Below are 15,916 nucleotides of genomic sequence, written 5' to 3' on the forward strand. Positions count from 1 at the left end.
ATTTGCATACGGAAGGTTTTGCGGGCCCCTTGAGAGGTGCCGAGCAAAGCAGGCTGGCGCGGAAAAATGGCGAGCACTGTTTGAGGGCGTAGCCCGAGTTGCGCAGCCCCCGCGCAAGTCGAGTAGCGCAGGGAACCCGGCAACGCCGGGCACCGACCTTGGGGTCGCCTTTTCTTTGGCTACTTTCTTTTGGCGAAGCAAAAGAAAGTACGCCCGCGCCGCAAGCGCGGAACCTGGTGCCAAATACAAAGGCAAATCCATCAGCCCCGTTCCCTCAACATATCCCGCAACCGCTTCGGCGCCGGCTTCAACGGCACCCGAACTGACGTCCACGCCCCTTGCTTCGAAGGCATCAACCAGCCAAACCGGCTGCCCAGCCATGTCACCGCCCCATACAGCGCCGGCGAGCGATAAACCGCCGCCCAGCCGCGCCAAATGGAAGTCATCAGGCGGCTATAGCCCGCCCCCTGACCACGCATCGCCGGATTAGCGTGCGGTTCGGAAAATGACTCCTCGCGCAGGCGCATCAACAGTTCGGGGATCGGTATCTTTACCGGGCAGACTTCGCCGCAGGCGCCGCACAGCGACGAGGCGGTGGCCATCGTCGCCGTCGCTTCGAGGCCGAGCATGTGCGGCGAGATGATCTTGCCGATCGGGCCGGGGTAGGTCGTGCCGTAGGCATGGCCGCCGATGCGGGTGTAAACCGGGCAATGGTTCATGCAGGCGCCGCAGCGGATGCATTGCAGCGTCTTGCGCAGTTGCTCGTCGGCGTAAGCCTGGCTGCGGCCGTTGTCGAGCAGCACCAGATGCACTTCGCCTGGACCGTCTTTTTCGCCCGGTTTGCGCGGGCTGGAGATCATGTTGAAGTAGGTCGAGATGTTCTGGCCGGTGGCCGAGCGGGTCAGCAACGAGAGTAGCGGCGGTACGTGCTCCAGTTTCTCGACGATCTTCTCGATGCCGGTGATGGCGATATGGACCGGCGGCGCCGTCGTGCACATCCGGCCGTTGCCTTCGTTTTCGACCAGGCACAGCGTGCCGGTTTCGGCGACGGCGAAATTGACGCCGGAGAGGCCGATGTCCGCCTCCAAAAATTTCTGGCGCAGTACGTTGCGACCGATCTGGATCAGCGCATCGACGTTGTCGGTGTAATCGACGCCCGGCACGTTGTCGGCGAAGAGCTGGGCGATCTCCTGCTTGGTCTTGTGGATGGCCGGCATGATGATATGCGATGGCTTTTCATGGGCGAGCTGGACGATGTACTCACCCATGTCCGATTCCAGGGCGCCGATGCCGGCAGCTTCAGCGGCGTGGTTCAGTTCGATTTCCTCGCTGACCATCGACTTGCCCTTGACCATCAGCTTGGCCGAATGCTTCTGGCAGATGCCGAGGATGATGGCGTTGGCTTCGTCCGGCGTTTCCGCCCAATGGACCTGAATGCCGTTGCGGGTCAGGTTGGTTTCGAGTTGCACCAGCAGGTCGGGCAGCTTGGCCAGGTTGTACTGGCGGATGCGTTCGCCCAGCGTGCGCAGGCTTTCCAGCTCCTCGGCATCCGGAAACTGGGCGGCGCGCTTGCTCATCAGGAAATCCATCGCGCCACGGAAACTCTGGCGCAGGAAGGGGTTCTCGACGACCGCCTTGGAGCGGGCGCGGAAGCCCTCGGAGGGCATGAAGTGCAGGGCGTGCGGGGTCTGGGGGGCGTTCATTGCAGGTTGTCCTCGATCATCAAGACCACCAGCTCCTTCGGGCCGTGGGCGCCGTAGGCCAGCGTCTGCTGGATGTCGGCAGTTTTCGACGGGCCGGAAATGAGCAGCGAATTGGTCGGCAGGCCGTTGGCCCAGCCTTCCGTCTGCATGGCTTCGTAAAAGGTGTTGTAGATATGGGCGGCGTCGAGCAGCACGATGTGCACCGGCGGCACCAGCGACATCAGGCGCGGTTCGTCGGCGTCCGGCCAGAGGATCAGCGTGCCGGTCTCGGCGATGGCGGCGCGGGCGGCGGTGAAGCCGGCCGGCGTCTCGTTGAACATTGCCGATTTCCAGCTTTCGATGGCTTGGCCATAGCTCGGGCAGTCGATGCCGAGGGCTGCCAGTTCGCGCTGGGCGCGTTCGCCGTGGGCGGTACCCGGGGCGACCAACAATTTGCCGAGCTGCTTGGCATCGAGCACTTCCCATAGCTTTTGCAGCCAGCCGCCGCGCGACACCGAATAGACCTCGGCGTGCGCCAGTTCGATGAAGTGGCGGAAGCGCTTCGCCTTGTCGGCCTGACTCTCGACGCTGCGGTGGGTGGCGTACCAGTCGGCGACATTGGGCAGCTCGCCGGCAGTCGACGGTGCGTTGGCCTTCAATTTGGCCAGGATGCGATCACGGGCGCTCATTGGGCGGTCCTCCGCAGCAGGAAGGTGGCAATGTGTTCGCCGGGCAGGCTCGGTGTAGCGCGGCCTTCCTGCTTGTCCTTCCAGGCGGCGTGGCCGAGGATGTTCATCAGGCAGCCACAGTCGGCGCTGACAACGCGTTCGGCGCCGGTCGCCTTGAGTGCCTTGACCTTGTCCTCGACCATCGCGCCGGAGATTTCCGGCTGCTTGACCGAGAAGGTGCCGCCGAAACCGCAGCATTCCGATTCGTGGTCCTGCTGAGCGACCGTGACTTTGCCGAGATCGCCGAGCAGCTTGCGGCCGGTCAGATGGACGCCCATTTCGCGGCGGGCCGAACAGGAGGTGTGGAGGACGACGGTGCAGTCGCTGCCGCTATCTTCCGGCTTGAAGTTCAGCACATTGACCAGAAAGTCGGTGAATTCATAAATCCGGACCGACAGCGCTTCAGCCTGCGCCTTGCGCACCGGGTCGGCGGCGAACAGCGTCGGGTAGTGGTGCTTCATCATGCCGGCGCAGGAACCGGAGGGCACGACGACCGGCCAGTCGTTCGGGAACAGCGTCAGCTGGAGGGTGGCAACCTTGCGCGCCTGGTCGGGAAAACCGCTGGTGTAGGCCGGTTGACCGCAGCAAGTCTGTTCCTCGGGGAAGTGCACGCGGATGCCCTCGCGTTCAAGCAGGGTAATGGCATCCATCCCGGCGCCGGGAAAGAACTGATCGACGACGCAGGTGGCGAAAAAATAGACGTCGCTGGGCCTGGGGGTTTCCGGTTTTGGGCTGCTCATTGTGTCTCCGACGTTAATTATTTATCGGTACATTGGTAAGACCAATGCTTGATGAGGTGAAAATTTACGTGAATACCGATACTTAGTCAATCACGATAGGGAAATCCCTACGCTTGCGCATTACCGATTCGCTGTTTAGAATGTGTTGGTCTTACCAATCAAGGTGGTCTTACCGATGTCGAACAAGGTGCAGGTTCCGCGTATATCCGATGCCGTTGCGGCATCGCTGGAGCGTCGCATCCTCGAAGGCTCCTTGAAGCCGGGTGATCGACTGGCGCCGGAGCGCGAACTGGCCGCCGAATTCGGCGTTTCCCGTCCCTCGTTGCGCGAGGCAATCCAGAAGCTGGCTTCCAAAGGCATGGTGCAGAGCAAACAGGGCGGCGGTACCTACGTTACCGACAGTCTCAACTCTACCTTCTTTGATCCCTGGCGCGACATGCTGGGTAACCACCCGAACCTGCGCGAGGACATGCTCGAGTTTCGTCACATGCTGGAAGGCCAGGCGGCGTCCTGGGCCGCCGAGCGGGCGACCGATGCCGACCTGCAGCGCCTCGAACAAACCTTCAGCGCCTTGCGCGACGCTTTCGCCAGCGACGACACCGAAAAGCGTTCGGCCGCCGATATCGCCTTTCATCAGGCGATTGGCGATGCCGCCCACAATGCGCTGCTCGGCCACATGTCGGCCGCCTTGCTGCGCCTGATGCACGACAACATCCGCCTCAACCTCGGCGAACTGAAAGGCATCCCTGCCGCCAGTTCGCTGCTGATGAGCCAGCATGAGTCGATCTACAAGGCGATTGCCGAGCGCAAGCCGCAAGCCGCCCGGGCTGCTGCCGAGACGCATATCGACTTCGTCCGCGAGACGCTGGCGCAGTCGCTGCGTTCCGCCGCCCGCCGCGAAACGGCCGAGCGCCGTCTGAACACCGAGTTTTCACCTTCCCTATCTGTTTAATCGTTTTAATTTGACCCACTGAAAGGAATCCGCATGGAGCCCCTGGTTATTCCCTTTGAAAAGCTGCGCATGACCGACGTTGAGCAAGTCGGCGGCAAGAATTCTTCCCTCGGCGAAATGATCAGCCAGCTGGCTGATTCCGGCGTCCGCGTACCGGGCGGCTTTGCCACCACAGCGCAGGCCTACCGCGACTTCCTGGCCCAGAGCGGTCTGGACAACAAGATCAACGCCGCCCTCGACGCCCTCGATGTCGAAGACGTCAATGCCCTGGCTGCCTGTGGCGCCGAGATCCGTCAGTGGATCATGGAAACCCCGTTCCCGATGGAACTGACCATCGCCATCACCGAGCAGTATCAGCGCCTGGTGGCCGATTCCTCCGCCGACATGTCCTTCGCCGTGCGCTCTTCCGCCACCGCCGAAGACTTGCCGGACGCATCCTTCGCCGGCCAGCAGGAAACCTTCCTGAACATCGTCGGCCTGGAAAACATCCTGCACGCGATCAAGGAAGTCTTCGCTTCCCTGTACAACGACCGCGCCATTTCCTACCGTGTGCACAAGGGCTTCATCCACGCCGATGTCGCACTGTCCGCCGGTATCCAGCGCATGGTGCGCTCCGACAAGGGCGCCGCTGGCGTCATGTTCACCCTCGACACCGAATCCGGTTTCCGTGACGCCGTCTTCGTGACCTCTTCCTACGGCCTGGGCGAAACCGTCGTCCAGGGCGCCGTCAATCCGGACGAGTTCTACGTGCACAAGCCGATGCTGGCTGCCGGCAAGAAGGCCGTCGTCCGTCGCAACATCGGTTCGAAGATGATCAAGATGACCTTCTCGGCCGAAAAGATGGCCGGCAAGTCGGTGATCACCGAGGATGTCGAAGAAAGCCTGCGCCATCAGTTCTCGATCAATGACGAAGAAGTCATGGAGCTGGCCCGCTACGCGATGATCATCGAAAAGCACTACGGTCGCCCGATGGACATCGAATGGGGCAAGGACGGTGTCGACGGTAAGCTGTACATCCTGCAGGCCCGCCCGGAAACCGTGCAGTCGCAGACCGGCGCCGGCAAGGTCGAGAAGTTCAAGCTCAAGCAGTTCTCCAAGGTGCTCGCCTCCGGCCGCGCCATCGGCCAGAAGATCGGTATCGGTCCGGTCCGCATCGTCAAGGATCCGAAGGAGATGGACCAGGTCAAGCCGGGTGACGTGCTGGTCGCCGACATGACCGACCCGAACTGGGAACCGGTGATGAAGCGCGCTTCCGCCATCGTCACCAACCGTGGCGGCCGCACCTGCCACGCCGCGATCATCGCCCGCGAACTGGGTATCCCGGCCATCGTCGGTTGTGGTGATGCCACCGAAACGCTGACCGAAGGCGAAGAAGTCACCGTCTCCTGTACCGAAGGCGATACCGGCCACGTCTATCGCGGTCGCCTCGACTTCGAAATCACCTCGCGTGATATCTCGGCCATGCCGGACGTCCCGGTCAAGGTCATGATGAACGTCGGCAACCCGGAACTGGCCTTCGATTTCGCCCAGCTGCCGAACGCCGGTGTCGGTCTGGCCCGCGTCGAGTTCATCATCAACAACGTCATTGGCATCCACCCGAAGGCCATCCTCGACGTTGAGCGCCTGCCGGCTTCGAAGCGCGACGAAATCAAGCGCCGCGCCCGTGGCTACGCTTCGCCGAAGGAATTCTTCGTCGAGAAGCTGGTTGAAGGTGTGTCCACCATCGCCGCCGCCTTCTGGCCGAACCCGGTCATCGTTCGTCTCTCCGACTTCAAGTCCAACGAGTACCGCAAGCTGCTCGGCGGCGACCTCTACGAGCCGGAAGAAGAAAACCCGATGCTCGGCTTCCGCGGTGCCTCGCGTTACATCGCCCAGTCCTTCCGCGACTGTTTCGAGATGGAATGCCGCGCCATGAAGAAGGTGCGCGAAGAAATGGGCCTGACCAACGTGCAACTGATGGTGCCCTTCGTCCGTACCGTCGGCGAAGGCCAGGCTGTCGTCGATCTGCTGGCCGAACACGGTTTGAAGCAGGGCGAAAACGACCTCAAGCTGATCATGATGTGCGAAATCCCGTCCAACGCGCTGTTGGCCGAAGACTTCCTGAAGATCTTCGACGGCTTCTCGATCGGCTCCAACGACCTGACCCAGCTCACCCTTGGTCTGGACCGTGACTCCGGTCTGGTCGCCAACCTGTTCGACGAACGCGATCCGGCCGTCAAGATGCTGCTCGGCATGGCCATCGCTGCTGCCAACAAGGCCGGCAAGTACATCGGCATCTGCGGTCAGGGCCCGTCCGATCACCCGGATCTGGCCGAATGGCTGATGGACCAGGGTATCTCCTCGATCTCCCTGAATCCGGATACCGTGGTCGATACCTGGACCCGTCTGGCTGGTCACAAAAAGGCCTGATTCCTGCGGTCGACCGCAGGAACCAGTAAAAAAGGCCGGGAGCGATCCCTAGCCCCTACGTTAAGTTGTTGATGGATTGCTAGCCTCGGCTTCGACAAAAACGGAACTCCACCTGGGGTTCCGTTTTTCATTTGAGGCCTGAAAAGACAACGGCCGCCGAATCGGCAGCCGTCGTTGCGAAGGGGCCCTTGCAACCTGCGAGTCTCTCTTAGCTACTCCAGGTAGGACCCGGCCGGAGCCGGGTGGCGCTATGTTTTTGCCTTGCGGCGCACTCGCGCAACATAGCCTTGAGATGAAGCATACCAAAGATCGCCCGCACCCCCAGGAAGATCAGAGGGTGCTCCCCCATAGCGCTCGCGGCGTTCAGTTGCATTGACGGGGGCACAATAGCCAATACAATGGTGGCTAAGTGTTAGCCCACCTGGCGCCCCTGAGGCACGGGATTTGGCAAAACAGCATCCGGTTGCGAAACCCGGATGTGAGAACCGCAGCACAGCGAGGTCGCCGTCATAGGTAGCTGCGTACCATTGGTTCCTCGCACTTTTTCCTAGAAAGTCCTGAATTTCCAGGGGCCTTACGCATCTGACCCAGCGCAGTGCGAGGCTCGCCATCGCCTCCTGGGTGACCGCCTGATCGACTCCGTCATCAAGCGCGCTCGCTTCCTCCCTTGAGCCCCAAGTGCTACTCTTTTGGGTTATGACAAGTACAAGCGAGGGCGTGATGTGGGGAATACTTCTGGCATGGGTTATAGCGGTTGTTACCAGCTTTGGCGCCGCTGCCCAAGGTAAGCCGAAAACGTTATGGGATTCGATGGGGGTGCTAGGCCCGCTGATATATTAGGCCAATGACCTGCCGGCACTGGTGGCCGCCTGTAAAATGCCCGGCTATGCATCTATCAACAAAAAACACGCATGCCTAAAAAACCACCGATCACTCAGGTTGCTAGTAATCCGTACATCACCAAGACGCCTAGTAAAAATCAAACAATCGACAACCCACTGACCGGAACTCCGTTATTTGGTCATTTTCCTGAAATTGCAAGTCCGCGGATTTCCTTTGAGCCCGGTCCCATCTATCTTCGCTATGGTGAGCATTTTGGGCCAAATCGTGGCTACGGCTTAGTACATATTTGGCAAGAACACTTCCGCTCAGCGCCTTCCGCTATGGAGGCATTGCCGGACGCTGCTCGACTGCTCAACAGGGTTTTGCAACCGCGCTCAACGATCCATTACGAGTATGGCGTAGGGCGAGCAGCTGATCGATCAACCGTGCTTCGCAGTGCAGCAGGGATTGCGATCCTGGAAAAGAGACTTGATGGGTTAAACAAAGTGTTTTACGCCATCGTTACCGCATTCCCTGGGAAAAATGCGAATGGCCCCGTGATTGGGGCCATCCAGAAAAGTGCGTTGGATCCAACATAGCCGCAGCCTCTCGTTAGCTCACCTTTCGGTGGGGTCCGAGATCAGAAGCGCGTGCGCCTCTGCAACTACTTCAGCTGTATCGGTTACAGCTGCTGCCCTGGAGTGCGAAGACCGAAACTACCGATCATGTCCTCGCCTGATGCTCGATTTGCAGGGATCCAACGGTTCAAAGTATAGACCAAAATTATCCGGATTTGGTTAATTTTTGACGCGAACCTACGCAGAAAAGCGAGCCAGGCGACGGTAGTACTAAGGCTGTTTTTTGGGATAGCGCCCCAACCCCTCCGCAATCTCCGGAAACAAAAACCCGATCAGTTGGTTGAATTTTGGATCGGGCCTGTAAGCGTCATCCCCTGCTTTGATTCGCGGATGGTAGATCGCTCTTTTCTTTTCCCATTTCCCGCTATTCTTGTCTTCTGCCTGAATCTGCTCAAGACGGTTGTGCGCCGCCAGAAGTAATCCAAAAGCCCACAGCTGCGATTTGTAGCCGCCTGCAACAAGATGTGCCACTTCGATGAATTTTTTATAGCTCCGTCCAACCACCTTGCCATGCCTGGCGCTGTAAAGGTTGTTGAGCAGGGATTCGGTACCATCGCCACCAAGGTATTGCGACAGCTGTATCCCATGTTCGCTGAACCGTCGCATGAACGCGTACCACTGCGATAGCGTTTCCTGCGTGTTCGATTCAGGCTTTGATAACCAGAATGCCTCAAAATCCCTACGTAGCCGCTCAGCGCTTGCTTGTTTCGGTGTGACCGAGGCCTTGGCCATCTCCTGGTCAAAATCGAAGTAGAAGATACGCTGCCGTTCGACATCCAGAGTTAGATCATCAATTGACACGATCTTGCGGTACTGCGTGAGTACAATTTCATTGTTTTGGCGGACAGGCGCCGACCAGCAACACTCCAGATGCAGGCGCCCTGTCGCACGGGAGGCTGCCAAGGTTTCTTCACTCGCCAGGAACGCGTTCCGGTTGTTGTTGTAGAACACGTCATCTTGCGTCAGCCGCGTATCGTGCTCAGTAAAGTGCTTGAATAGCCAGATCAGCATCCCGCCTTCGCGGAGATAGAACTCCCGTCTCTCCGCAATCACCCGGATGAATGTCGTCGAGAGCTGCACCTCGAATGCCATGCGCTGCTGCCCGAACTGGGCCTGGACATCGGGCCGGCGCCATGACCCATCGGCACCTTTCCACGTTTTTTCGACCTGGGGCGCCGAAAAGCGCGCATCACACTTGATGCTCTCCTCAATGATTTCCTTCATCCTGCGGTGGTCAGGGCTTTCCTTGGCCGCATTGTATTTTTGGGCGTTGATTTCCTTTTCACTCAGGTCGCCTCGAGTGACGGCAGGGCAACTGCCATCCTCATGGAGATGCTTGAAGTAGAAACGCCGAGTGTCCTCCCGCGAAACCAGATAGACCGGCACGCTGCACCGTGGGCAGGCATAGATGGGCTCTCCTCGAGCGATGGCGCCTCGGACCGCCAAACGCAGCTGGATTACGGCGGCGTAATCCCGGCCAATTACCTCGGCTACCGGGCGTACATCCCAGGTATCGATCCGCGCTACCTCCGGGATTTCTGGCTTGGCTACTGCAAGGGAACCGTTATCGGACATGCGCACGATCCATGACGAATGAACTGTCTTGGATTGTACACCCGGGATGCTTTTGGAATTTTCGAGTAATGGTGAAAAGCAAGGGGGCTGACGCTATACGGAATAACTGAGACGCATTTGCGTTCGATCAGAACTTACAGGGTATCGCCTATACCCTCATAGACAACCTTCATGTCAGGGAGATCAACATGGGCACACAACTAGAACTGCTGAAAAATCGTTTGTATGGGGAAGGTGGACTGGGAGTCAAGAATATCAAATTGTTTCTCGGATCCGACCGAGAAATTGACGCAGAAGATTTGGCGCGTGAAATAAACAAATCGCTAACGCACCTTTTTCTAGGTGAAACTTCCGATATTGCTGAGTAAGTAGCGGCTATGACCTTGTTTGAAAAACTTTACGATTTTTGTCAAACCCAATCATTGCCTATAAGCCGAAATACCATTAGAGATAAGATAGTAGAACTAACCGGATGCCCTGTGGTATGCCGAGTGCACGGATTTAACACAAGACTTCTTCGTGGATACTATTTGGCATCAGATGACCAATTTGGGAAATTCCCGGCTGAAGCAGGAAAGACGGTAGTGCTTCTTGCTCGTAATATGGACAAGAATTGGGAGCGCCTAGTCTACGTTAAAGAGTTAATGCACGTATTTGATACGTCGCTTACCGACACACCCGAAAAGTTTGAAGAGCTATTTAAGGCTCTACTGGTACAGCATGCACCCACCACAACACAAAGCACGCTTCTACAATCGGAACATCTTGCGGTATGGCTAGCGCTAATGTGTCTTTGTCCTGAAAAGGACAGAGAGGCCCTAAAAGTGCAATATTTAGCTAAAGCTATCGACGCATACGAAGTTGCGTCCCGGGTAAAAATACCTGAAGCATTTGTTCCCTACTTGTTCGCTCATGATTTCGCCTGTATCAAGCAGGTTATTGCGACAGTGACAAAATAACTACAAGCCGAAGCGCCACCTCACCATCCATCAAAATACAAAATGTCATGCGGCTTGATCACGCCCTTGGCCAACCCCAGCCTCAACGCTGGGGTCATTTTGTCCTTGGTGTCGTTCTCGCAGTAGTTGTAGAACACCCGGAAGATCTCCAAGAGCTTCATCAGGGTACTTGGGTCGTAGGCGCTATATCCGTGCCATATCCGCCCCTGGTTGGCTGAACTCGAGATTCCTCGTTCGGCAAGCGATATCCGGCGCCGGACCTGCATGAAGTAGCGGTCGATCGGATGCAAGGTTGCCTTCAGATACAACCGGGCAATGCGCTCCTCGTCGTAGTCGCCCACGTCGGTAAGCCAGCACACGCGCTTGTCCGGCTCGGCCATGTTGGGCAAGGGGTGGAACAACCACTGATCAGCCCACTTCCCTTTAGGCCTCATGACCTGCATCTCTTCCAACACCATGGCCAGCATCACCTCATAGTCCGATTTGCCGAGGAAGCGCTTCTTGGCTTCCTTGAACCTCCGAGTTGATATATTCACGGCCTGGCGCTTCTTATCGACCGTGGTCTCCTTGAGGATGGCCACGTAGAAAGCGTCGGCCGTACGATCTCGGACCCTTGGTCCAAACGCATTCATGAACGCAGCCCGCAGGCCGGATTCCTGGTCCATGAATGCTCGAACCTTTTCGGCATTGCGCAGCAGGCCCGCCAGGAAGAAGAGGTGCGCGTTCATCGATATCTGTTCGTGAACCAGCATCCCTTTCGCCGGCGTGCGCGTCTCCTTTTCTGGCCCCGAGCCCGCTTCAATGTCGTCCCGGTGCAGCGCTTGGTCGTAGGCAGCCTCAATCGCGGCATCCAGGCCATCCTCTGCTTTCACCTTGCGCAGTTGATGCATTCGGGCAGCGGACGCTCGCTCGTAGTCCGCAGGCAACCACACACGCGCATATCGGCGGAAAGGCTGCTTCAGCTCGTGGTCGCCATATCGAAGCATATCCTCCCGGACATAAGCCTCGTCCAGCTCGGGCTCGTAGTTAAGGTGCATGCCGAACACGTAGCTCGACTCCAAGTCCGCGCTACCGGTACCCCATAGCGCCACGTTGCGGCGATCTTTTCGCGAAGTCCAATTGACTGTCAGCATCTGGCGATCTATGCAGATGTACCGCCGGCCTAGCGCTGTCGATTCCAGTAAGGATCGCTCCCGTTCGCCGGCGAATGTCCGGCACTGGCGCCAAATGAAGTCGATGCGCCGATAGAGCAAGGGCATCGAGATATCCAGCGTAGCGACGATCCGCGACAGTGGATGCTTGTTGACCAGGTGCTTGAAGATGTCGATGTTTCGGTGTGTCTCCCGCTGACGCTTCGTCGGCTTCCCGCCGAACGAGAACACCTTGCGACAGGTTTGGCACCGGTACCGCGGCGTGCCGGCAGTGTTCGTGCCGAAGCTCACGTAGTTCGAGGGACTGACCGATTGCGGCACCTGGTAGCACGCACAATCCTCATTTGTGCAAGCCGGGCCGGTGGCAGGATCGAGATATCGGCCAATGCGTAGCAGTTCTTCCGCAATTGCCAAGTTGCTTTGCATGGGCAGCGTTGCCCCACACAGGTCGCATTGAAGCAGCGGATGGCTTGTACCAGGCCCAGAGCCGGCCGAAACGCCGATCACCCTGTAATCACCAGGGATGGGGATGTCGCCCTTGAGCTTCTTGCCGCGCAAACTACCGAAAGCATGGCGCGGTGGTATGCCAAAGTTGGCACACAATGGGTTCTTGCAGTGATTGACCTGGATGCCGGCCGCAGTGGGTGGATAGCGCCACCAGGTCCCTGCAGGTGGCAGGCCGGTTTCACTGCCTAGAAAAGATTTTTCATCCAAAGGAAATCCCCTATACACGCTGGTGCATAGGGGATTTTAGCGATTACGAAGCCCGTATCAACAACTTAACGTAGGGGCTAGGAGCGATCCCGGCCTTTTTTTTCGCCGTAACAAAATCGTTACTCTTTGTTCGGAGGCTTGGCTGCATGACGGTTGCCGCCTGCTCTCGGGCGAATTTGCCCAGGATGAAATGGGCGTGTGCTTCTCGGGTGTCGGATAAATTGACACTTAGGTGCCCGGAGTACGGGGTATTCTTGTTTGATTTGTTTAGTTTGTTGATAGTAAAAGGAAAATTTGTTTGGTTTGAATCTTGCTACTGTCTTGTCGTCATGGCGCCTGGTCGGCCTGCTTTATTATCGGGAATAACTATGAAAACACTTGACGATCGTATCCAGCCGTCCGGGAATGAGAAGAGTTCTGGACGTAGGCGTTTTGTTCGCGGACTTGGCGTGGCGCTTCCGGTCACGCTGACCGTCTCGGCCCGTTCCGCCATGGCGGCAACTTGCACGACCGTTTCGGCTCAGGCATCGATTGATCTGGCCAATAGTCATAACTCGCTGACCGATGTGAATCAGCCATGCGCAGCCCTTTCCCCGGCAACCTGGGCCGGCAGGGAGGAGAGCGAGTTCGGCGTCGCCAACGTCAACTTCTCGTCCCAGTTCGGCGGTGGTCCGAACAAGACCATGCGTAAGGTTTTGCGGGACCCGAATGCCACGGCCTTCCAGAAACATATTGCGGCGGCCTACGTCAATTCCGTGCACGGAAAAGTGGGCACCAAGTTCTACGACATCGATAAACTCAAAGCGATGTGGAACTGGAAGCAGGGGCACAACGGCTTCTATCAGCCCTTGCCCGGTGCGAATTGGGATGAGGCCGATATCATGCGCTATCTGGCAGATACCTGGAGCTGATGAGCGGCGGTATTCCGGCCGGGCGACCAAGCCTTTCCCGAGTGGCCTTGGCCGAGGCGCTGCTATTCGAGGAAGTAGAGGATGGGGCCTTGATTTTCGACCAGAGCTCGGGGGCGACGACGCTATCGAGCGGACTTGGCCTTGCCATGATAAAGTCTTTGCGTAGTCTTGGCGCCTTGGACGAAGCGGCGCTTAGGGCCGCGGTTCAGGATATGGGCGAGGCGCCAGAAAATTTTACCGATGTCCTGATTTCACTTGAGAAATCCCAACTGATCTTTCGGTGCTGACCCTTTCCTCCTGCACAAGCGAGCAATTGCACAGGTCCCTGCGGGACGGTAGCTTCAGGCTTTATCTGGGGCAGTTGGCGCTCAAGGTGTCCAGTGATATTCCCGAGTTTATTGCCGCTTTTCGGCAGCTCTATGGCGACCATCCGGTAACGCTCGGGGGCGGTGAATACGATTTCGACATTGCCATTTCTGCCCCGGCTCTGTGGCGCCGATGGCTTCGGCGCAATGCAAGCTTCGAGTTTTCCGGCGACACCCCCTTTCTGCCGATGGAGGTCGGGCATGCCCATGCCTTGTTCGAATGGGGCTTGAACTGGGCGATAGCCTCGTTTCTGCATCATTGCCTGATTATTCATTCGGCAGTCGTTGAATGGCAGGGCAAGGGCGTGCTGCTTTCAGCCGTTTCCGGAAGTGGCAAGAGTACGTTGTCGGCCGAGCTCTCGGAGCAGGGTTGGCGTCTCTTGTCCGATGAGCTGGCGTTGCTGGACAGTGATCTGAAGCTGATTCCGCTAGCCCGTCCAGTCAGCCTTAAAAATTCCTCTATCGACATAATCCGCCAGCGCCATCCGATGGCGGTGATCGGGCCGCTGGCCCGCGACACGCACAAGGGCACGGTCGCTCATCTCAAGGTCTCGGCCGATGCGGTGGGTCACAACCTTGTTCCCGCCGTTCCCAAACTGATTGTTTTTCCGAAATGGGTCGAGAATGCCCCCCTGCGCGTCGAGCCTGTCGGTGCCGGGCAGGCGGCGCTCCGCTTGATCGATCAGGCGTTCAACTACTCCATCCTCGGTGCCGAGGGATTTCGCCGCTTGGTGGCGCTCGTGCGGACGACTGAGGCTTGGCAGATCGAGTATTCGTCGCTGGACGAAGCGCGGGATGCGTTGGAAACCCTGGTGGCTGAGCATGGCTAAGTCGTCACCTTTGATGAGCCTGCTTGGTGGCAGGGGGCACGATGCGTTCGATCCGGAAGCATGGAGTCTCTTGTTTTCCGAAGCACGCCGGGCAGGGCTGCTGGCTCGCCTGGCCGCCATCCTTCGCCTCGATGAGGTGGGGCTGCCCGAACGCCTGCAGAAGCAAGTGAAGGCGTCGTTGATCGAGGCCGCAGCTTTTCAGCGCGATGTCCTGCGTGAACTGGAGCACGTCCAGCAAGCCTTGCAGGGGCTTGGGGTTCCGGTGTTGCTGCTCAAGGGCGCGGCCTACGTGCGCTTGAACCTTCCAGCTGCGCGGGGTCGGATCTTCAGCGATATCGATATCGTCGTGGCCAAGGAGAGCCTGGCGCAGGCCGAGGCATCGTTGATGCTGGGCGGCTGGCTGACCGGCAAGCTCGACCCTTACGACCAGCGCTATTACCGGGAGTGGTCGCACGAGGTGCCGCCGATGACCCATCGACGCCGGGGAACGACGATTGACCTCCATCACGCCTTGGTCATGCCCACCTGTCGCATTCGTGTCGACTCCGGGAAAATGATACGGGAGGCAGTGCCGGTCGATGGCAGCGCCTTCTGGTGGCGCTTGCAGGACGAAGACATGGTGCTGCATGCCGCCAGCCATCTGATGTTCAATTCCGAGTTCGAGCGTGGCTTGCGGGATATTTGGGATATTGACCTGCTGTTTCGCGATTTCGCTTCGCGTTCAGCATCATTTCCCGAGCGTTTGTTCGAGCGGGCGCGTGAGGTTGGGTTGGGTGAGGTGATCCGGGAGGCGCTACGGCTGGCCCGGGCATTATTGGGCACACCCGTCCCCGAAAACCTGCTGCCTGGCGACGCCAAAATGGCGACCCGCCTCGTTGCCCGGGCTGTTTATTCCCGCCATCGGCAGACCCGTCCCGCTGGCCAATGGCTGGCCGATATGCTGCTCGTCAGTCGTGAAATGTATTTACGCTTGCCGAACCATCTTCTGCTGACCCATCTAGCCCATAAAGCGTCGCTCGGCTTTACCGGCACAACGCCTCATAAGGCCATCTAGGCTCAATCTGTCATCCCGTTTGACGAACTACGCCGCCGCCCGGTTCAGGATCACGCTCAGTTGCGGATAGTAGGCCAGGCGGCTGAGTTCGATGTGGCGGCCGATTTCGACCGATTCCAGTGCGTCGCGGGCGGCCGCGGACTGCTTGACCAGGCTGGGGAAGGATTTGTTGGCATCGGTTGCGGAAAAGATCAGGAGCAGCAGGCGGCCGCAGGCCTGGTAATAAGTCGGGTCCAGACGGACGAACTTCGCACCGCTGTCGCAGGAATCCAGATAAGCCGCGGCGGTCGTCGCGGTGGCTTCAAGCGTGCTGAGGTCGGTCTGGCTAAGCTGCAACATGGTGATGCTCCTTCATTGATCGGTCCGGAAAACTGCCTCCGTGCTGC

General features: G+C 58.4%; 15 protein-coding genes. 9 read left to right on the forward strand and 6 right to left on the reverse strand.

Annotated features, from left to right (window positions below; all coding sequences use genetic code 11):
• Positions 1 to 260: 260 nt before the first annotated feature.
• The 3 genes from GH663_RS07485 to GH663_RS07495 are packed head-to-tail and all read right to left on the reverse strand — an operon-like array spanning position 261 to position 3,150.
• Positions 261 to 1,703, reverse strand: a complete 1,443-nt coding sequence (locus GH663_RS07485; protein WP_153131018.1) for a LutB/LldF family L-lactate oxidation iron-sulfur protein — start codon at positions 1,701 to 1,703, stop codon at positions 261 to 263.
• Positions 1,700 to 2,371, reverse strand: a complete 672-nt coding sequence (locus tag GH663_RS07490) for a LutC/YkgG family protein (protein ID WP_153131019.1) — start codon at positions 2,369 to 2,371, stop codon at positions 1,700 to 1,702. The genes GH663_RS07485 and GH663_RS07490 overlap by 4 nt, the downstream gene beginning before the upstream one ends.
• Positions 2,368 to 3,150: a (Fe-S)-binding protein gene (locus GH663_RS07495; RefSeq protein WP_153131020.1), complete on the reverse strand. Its 783-nt coding sequence runs from the start codon at positions 3,148 to 3,150 to the stop codon at positions 2,368 to 2,370. Before GH663_RS07495 ends, GH663_RS07490 begins: the two co-directional genes overlap by 4 nt.
• A gap of 175 nt (positions 3,151 to 3,325) precedes the next feature.
• Between GH663_RS07495 and GH663_RS07500 the strand changes: the two genes are divergently transcribed.
• The 3 genes from GH663_RS07500 (at position 3,326) to GH663_RS07510 (ending at position 7,932) form a co-directional block, all read left to right on the forward strand.
• A complete protein-coding gene (locus GH663_RS07500; protein WP_066879094.1) occupies positions 3,326 to 4,102 on the forward strand; it encodes an FCD domain-containing protein in 777 nt (258 codons plus the stop codon).
• A gap of 33 nt (positions 4,103 to 4,135) precedes the next feature.
• Positions 4,136 to 6,511 (forward strand): phosphoenolpyruvate synthase, encoded by a 2,376-nt coding sequence (gene ppsA, locus GH663_RS07505; RefSeq protein ID WP_066879091.1) that lies wholly within the window; start codon positions 4,136 to 4,138, stop codon positions 6,509 to 6,511.
• A 911-nt stretch (positions 6,512 to 7,422) separates the two neighbouring features.
• Positions 7,423 to 7,932, forward strand: coding sequence for a hypothetical protein (locus GH663_RS07510; protein WP_153131021.1), 510 nt, complete (start codon positions 7,423 to 7,425; stop codon positions 7,930 to 7,932).
• A 249-nt stretch (positions 7,933 to 8,181) separates the two neighbouring features.
• Here GH663_RS07510 and GH663_RS07515 read toward each other — a convergent pair whose 3' ends face one another.
• Positions 8,182 to 9,546, reverse strand: a complete 1,365-nt coding sequence (locus GH663_RS07515) for a DUF6035 family protein (protein ID WP_153131022.1) — start codon at positions 9,544 to 9,546, stop codon at positions 8,182 to 8,184.
• A gap of 188 nt (positions 9,547 to 9,734) precedes the next feature.
• Here GH663_RS07515 and GH663_RS07520 point away from each other — a divergent pair, with 188 nt between their 5' ends.
• Both GH663_RS07520 and GH663_RS07525 read left to right on the forward strand, forming a co-directional pair.
• The gene (locus GH663_RS07520) at positions 9,735 to 9,914 is read left to right on the forward strand and encodes a hypothetical protein (protein WP_153131023.1); all 180 of its coding nucleotides are present in this window, start codon (positions 9,735 to 9,737) and stop codon (positions 9,912 to 9,914) included.
• Positions 9,915 to 10,076: 162 nt separating this feature from the next.
• Entirely contained in the window at positions 10,077 to 10,505 is a 429-nt protein-coding gene (locus GH663_RS07525) for a hypothetical protein (RefSeq protein ID WP_153131024.1), read from the forward strand.
• 20 nt (positions 10,506 to 10,525) lie between these two features.
• Here GH663_RS07525 and GH663_RS07530 read toward each other — a convergent pair whose 3' ends face one another.
• Positions 10,526 to 12,370: a hypothetical protein gene (locus tag GH663_RS07530; protein ID WP_153131025.1), complete on the reverse strand. Its 1,845-nt coding sequence runs from the start codon at positions 12,368 to 12,370 to the stop codon at positions 10,526 to 10,528.
• Between the two features lie 368 nt (positions 12,371 to 12,738).
• On the opposite strand from GH663_RS07530, the gene GH663_RS07535 reads away from it, so the two are divergent.
• From GH663_RS07535 to GH663_RS07550, 4 genes are read left to right on the forward strand one after another with little or no spacing between them, the layout of a single operon-like run.
• A complete protein-coding gene (locus tag GH663_RS07535; RefSeq protein ID WP_153131026.1) occupies positions 12,739 to 13,281 on the forward strand; it encodes a hypothetical protein in 543 nt (180 codons plus the stop codon).
• Positions 13,281 to 13,568: a hypothetical protein gene (locus GH663_RS07540; protein WP_153131027.1), complete on the forward strand. Its 288-nt coding sequence runs from the start codon at positions 13,281 to 13,283 to the stop codon at positions 13,566 to 13,568. Before GH663_RS07535 ends, GH663_RS07540 begins: the two co-directional genes overlap by 1 nt.
• On the forward strand, positions 13,562 to 14,476 hold the full coding sequence (locus GH663_RS07545) for an HprK-related kinase A (protein WP_170291363.1): 915 nt from the start codon (positions 13,562 to 13,564) through the stop codon (positions 14,474 to 14,476). Before GH663_RS07540 ends, GH663_RS07545 begins: the two co-directional genes overlap by 7 nt.
• On the forward strand, positions 14,469 to 15,530 hold the full coding sequence (locus GH663_RS07550; protein ID WP_170291364.1) for a nucleotidyltransferase domain-containing protein: 1,062 nt from the start codon (positions 14,469 to 14,471) through the stop codon (positions 15,528 to 15,530). The genes GH663_RS07545 and GH663_RS07550 overlap by 8 nt, the downstream gene beginning before the upstream one ends.
• 27 nt (positions 15,531 to 15,557) lie before the next feature.
• Here GH663_RS07550 and GH663_RS07555 read toward each other — a convergent pair whose 3' ends face one another.
• On the reverse strand, positions 15,558 to 15,869 hold the full coding sequence (locus GH663_RS07555) for a hypothetical protein (protein ID WP_153131030.1): 312 nt from the start codon (positions 15,867 to 15,869) through the stop codon (positions 15,558 to 15,560).
• Positions 15,870 to 15,916: the final 47 nt, after the last annotated feature.

Origin of the sequence: Dechloromonas hortensis, from assembly GCF_009469765.1 — a bacterium.
GTDB classification, from domain to species: Bacteria; Pseudomonadota; Gammaproteobacteria; order Burkholderiales; family Rhodocyclaceae; genus Azonexus; species Azonexus hortensis.